We start from the raw sequence: 3,554 nt of genomic DNA, 5'->3' as shown, positions 1-3,554 counted from the left end.
CCGTCCTCACGGCCGACCGGCCGGCTGGGCCCGGTTCGGGTCCCTACGGCCAGGCGCGCAGGGCGAGTTCGGCGGTCCGGGCCAGGTCGGCGGCGGTGGCGCCGTCCCGGGCCTGCTGCGACATGCCCTGGATGACCGTGCCGAAGTAGCCGGCCAGCGCGTGCGGGTCGGCGTCGGGCGGGAGTTCGCCGTCCGCCTGGGCCGTGCGCAGCCTGGCCTCGAAGACGTGGAGGTTGCGGTTGCGCAGGTCGCGCAGGTGGGCCTGGACCTCGGCGTCCTGCGGGGAGACGTTGGTGGCGGCGCTGATCACCAGGCAGCCGGCCGGGTGTGAGGGGTCGGGGTAGATGGCCGCCGCCTCCCGCAGGATCCGGGCGAAGGCCGCGTACGCGCTGGTCTCCTCACGCAGGGCGGCCCCCGCGAACGCGCCGACGGGGGAGTGCCCGTAGTGGCGGACGACCTCCTCGAAGAGCGAGCGCTTGTCGCCGAACGCGGCGTAGAGGCTGCCGGGCCGGATGCCCATGGCGGTGGTCAGGTCGGTGACGGAGGTGGCCTCGTAGCCGCGCTCCCAGAACAGCCGGGTCGCCGCCGTCAGCGCCTCGTCCCGGTCGAAGGTCGGCGGTCGTCCGCGCCGGGGCCGCGTCGGGTTCTCGGTCATGCCGGAATTTTAGAACACCCGCTCAACAAGTGTGTTAGCTTCTTTCTTGAGTGAGCACTCAACAAATGTGGTGGGCGAAGCAGGAAGGGGCTCAGTCATGGGCACGCAGGCACTCAAGGGCAAGACCGCGCTGGTCACCGGGGGTAGCAGGGGGATCGGCCGGGCGATCGCCCGCAGGCTCGGCCGCGACGGCGCCACCGTCGCCGTCGGCTACGCCCGCGATCAGGAGGCGGCGGGCGAGGTCGTCGCGGGCATCCGCGCCGACGGCGGCCGGGCCTTCGCGCTGCACGCCGAACTCGGCCGGCACGGGGACGCGGCCGCGCTGTGGGAGGCGTTCGATGCCGGGATCGGCGCGTACGCGCCCGACGGCGGCGTCGACATCATCGTGAACAACGCCGGGATCGGGCGCAGTGCCGACCTCGCCGCGCTCACCGAGGAGGGCTTCGACGAGGTCTTCGCCGTCAACGTCCGCGCGCCGTTCTTCGTCGTCCAGCACGGCCTGCACCGGCTGCGCGACGGCGGCCGGATCATCAACGTCTCCAGTGGCGCGGCCCGCCTCGCCATGCCGGAGATCATCGCCTACGGCGCGACCAAGGGGGCGCTCGACACCTTCACCCTCAACCTCGCCAAGCAGCTCGGCCCGCGCGGGATCACCGCCAACTCGGTCGCGCCGGGTGTCGTCGACACCGACGTCAACGCCGGCTGGCTGCGCGGCAACGCGGAGGCGGAGGCCCATGCGGCCTCGCTCGCGGCCCTCGGCCGGGTCGGGCAGCCGGAGGACATCGCGGACATCGTCGCCTTCCTCGCCTCCGACGGCGCCCGCTGGGTCACCGGCCGGGTCATCGACGCCACCGGGGGAGCGGGCTTGTAGGCGCGGTGCGTTCGGCGCACGGGGGAGTTCGGGGAGGGGGCGGGGTAACAGATAACAGCTGACAGATGTTGAAATCTGTCAGCTGTTATCTGTTATCTGTTTGCCGTCAGTTGTCGGCCGGCGGCTGCGGGCCCGCTACGGCTGGACCCGCCCCGTCACCTCGCCGAACCCGATGACGGCGCCCTCCGGCCCCGGCGCGGTGGCGGTGATGGTGACCTCGTCGCCGTCCTCCAGGAACGTCCGGGTGGTGCCGTCCGGGAGCTTCAGCGGCTCCTCGCCGTTCCACGTCAGCTCGATCAGCGCGCCGCGGGTTTCCGGCTCCGGCCCGCTGACGGTGCCCGAGGCGAACAGGTCGCCGGTGCGCAACGAGGCACCGTTGACCGTCATGTGGGTGAGCTGCTGCTGTGCCGTCCAGTACATCGAGGCGAACGGCGGCCGGGACACCAGGTGCCCGTTCAGCCGGACTTCCAGCGCCAGGTCCAGTCCCCACGGCTCGCCGTCGCGGTCGTCCAGGTACGCCAGCGGCTCGACGTCGCGCTCGGGCGGCGCGACCCGGGCGTGCTGCAGGGCGTCCAGCGGGACGATCCACGGGGAGACGGAGGTGGTGAAGGACTTGCCGAGGAACGGGCCGAGCGGCACGTACTCCCAGGCCTGGATGTCGCGCGCGGACCAGTCGTTGACCAGGCAGACGCCGAACACGTGCTCGCGGAAGTCGTCCAGGACGACCGGTCGGCCCAGCTCGGACGGGGTGCCGACGACGAAGCCGACCTCCGCCTCGATGTCCAGCCGCCGGGTCGGCCCGAACGACGGCGCCGGGTCGGCGGGCGCCTTGCGCTGCCCGTGGGGCCGCACCACCGGGGTGCCGGAGACGACCACCGTGCCGGCCCGCCCGTGGTAACCGATGGGCAGGTGCTTCCAGTTGGGGGTGAGCGGCTCCGAGCCCGGGCGGAAGATCCGGCCCAGGTTGGTGGCGTGGTGCTCGGAGGCGTAGAAGTCGACGTAGTCGGCGACCTCGAACGGCAGGTGCAGCTGGACCTCGCCCGCCGGCAGCAGCGCAGGCGACAGCGCCTCGCGGTAGGACTCGTCCGTCAGCCATCGGGTGAGGTCGGCCCGGACCTGCGTCCAGGTCGAACGCCCTGCCGCCAGCAGCGGGTTGAGCGAGTCCGCGGCCAGCAGCACGGACGGCGCCCCGGCGGCCCGGGCGGCCGCCGCGGCGTCCAGCACGAAGTCCCCGACGCGCACGCCGATCCGGCGCCGGCCGGGCTGGTCGGCGGCGGTGAACACGCCGTACGGCAGGTTGTGCACGCCGAACGGCGAGTCCTGGGCGCTGGCGAGCCAGCTGCGGGGGGTGGTGCTCAACGGTCCTCCTGGGGCAGTGACGTGGACGGCAGCAGGCCGAGCGCGGCCAGGTCGTCCAGGGGCTCGGCGATGCTGCACGTGCCGAACGCGGTGAACGAGTTCCGGATCACCGTAACCTGACGGTCGGTCAGTGCATGGGCGGCCTTGGCCAGCACCGAGCCGTCGCGCTCCGCCAGTATCGCCGCTGCTGCGGCCCGGTCGGTCTCCTGCGCGGCCAGCAGCACGTTGAGGAAACCGTGGTGCTCGAAGCCGGTGGCCGGGTCGGTGTGCCGGACGGCGTTGTGCAGTCCGGCGGTGCACTTGTACGGCAGTCCGCGCAGTGCGCAGCCGGTGAGGAAGGCGGCCAGCTCCTCCTCGTCCGGGAACGCCTCGGCCACCACCCCGCCGGTGCGGAACTTCGCCCGGTAGGGGCTGTCGACGAGCACGTCCAGCACCTCGTCCAGGCCGTCGCCGCGCAGGAGTTCGCGCGGCAGCTCGACGGCGGCCGGGACGCTCGGCGGCAGCAGCCGGTCCAGGGCGGCGACCGCCTCGGCGGCGTCCCGGACGGCGAGTTCGACGCCGACCACCTCGAAGGGTGCGGCGGCGGCGAGCGCCGGGCCGAGCTCGGCACTGCCCCCCGGCAGTACGAGCCCGACCCTGAGCGGCGCGCCGCCCGAAGCCGCCGCGGCC

4 protein-coding genes are annotated in these 3,554 nt (G+C 73.4%); 1 reads left to right on the top strand and 3 read right to left on the bottom strand.

Going from position 1 to position 3,554, the window contains the following annotated elements; translation table 11 throughout:
- Positions 1-43: 43 nt before the first annotated feature.
- Positions 44-655, bottom strand: a complete 612-nt coding sequence (locus tag ACFV6I_RS34030; RefSeq protein ID WP_380429588.1) for a TetR/AcrR family transcriptional regulator — start codon at positions 653-655, stop codon at positions 44-46.
- Between the two features lie 97 nt (positions 656-752).
- Here ACFV6I_RS34030 and ACFV6I_RS34025 point away from each other — a divergent pair, with 97 nt between their 5' ends.
- Positions 753-1,526, top strand: coding sequence for an SDR family oxidoreductase (locus tag ACFV6I_RS34025; RefSeq protein WP_380429585.1), 774 nt, complete (start codon positions 753-755; stop codon positions 1,524-1,526).
- Between the two features lie 135 nt (positions 1,527-1,661).
- On the opposite strand, the gene fahA is transcribed toward ACFV6I_RS34025, so the two are convergent.
- Both fahA and ACFV6I_RS34015 read right to left on the bottom strand, forming a co-directional pair.
- On the bottom strand, positions 1,662-2,885 hold the full coding sequence (fahA, locus tag ACFV6I_RS34020; protein WP_063349883.1) for a fumarylacetoacetase: 1,224 nt from the start codon (positions 2,883-2,885) through the stop codon (positions 1,662-1,664).
- On the bottom strand, positions 2,882-3,554 hold a 673-nt coding region (locus ACFV6I_RS34015; RefSeq protein ID WP_380429582.1), incomplete at its 5' end, for a hypothetical protein. The genes fahA and ACFV6I_RS34015, both read right to left, overlap by 4 nt.

It is taken from the genome of Kitasatospora sp. NPDC059803, assembly GCF_042732255.1.
In the GTDB taxonomy this organism is placed as follows: Bacteria; Actinomycetota; Actinomycetes; order Streptomycetales; family Streptomycetaceae; genus Kitasatospora.
Note: the sequence above shows the minus strand (reverse complement) of the source record. Positions and strands in the feature narration are given on the sequence as shown.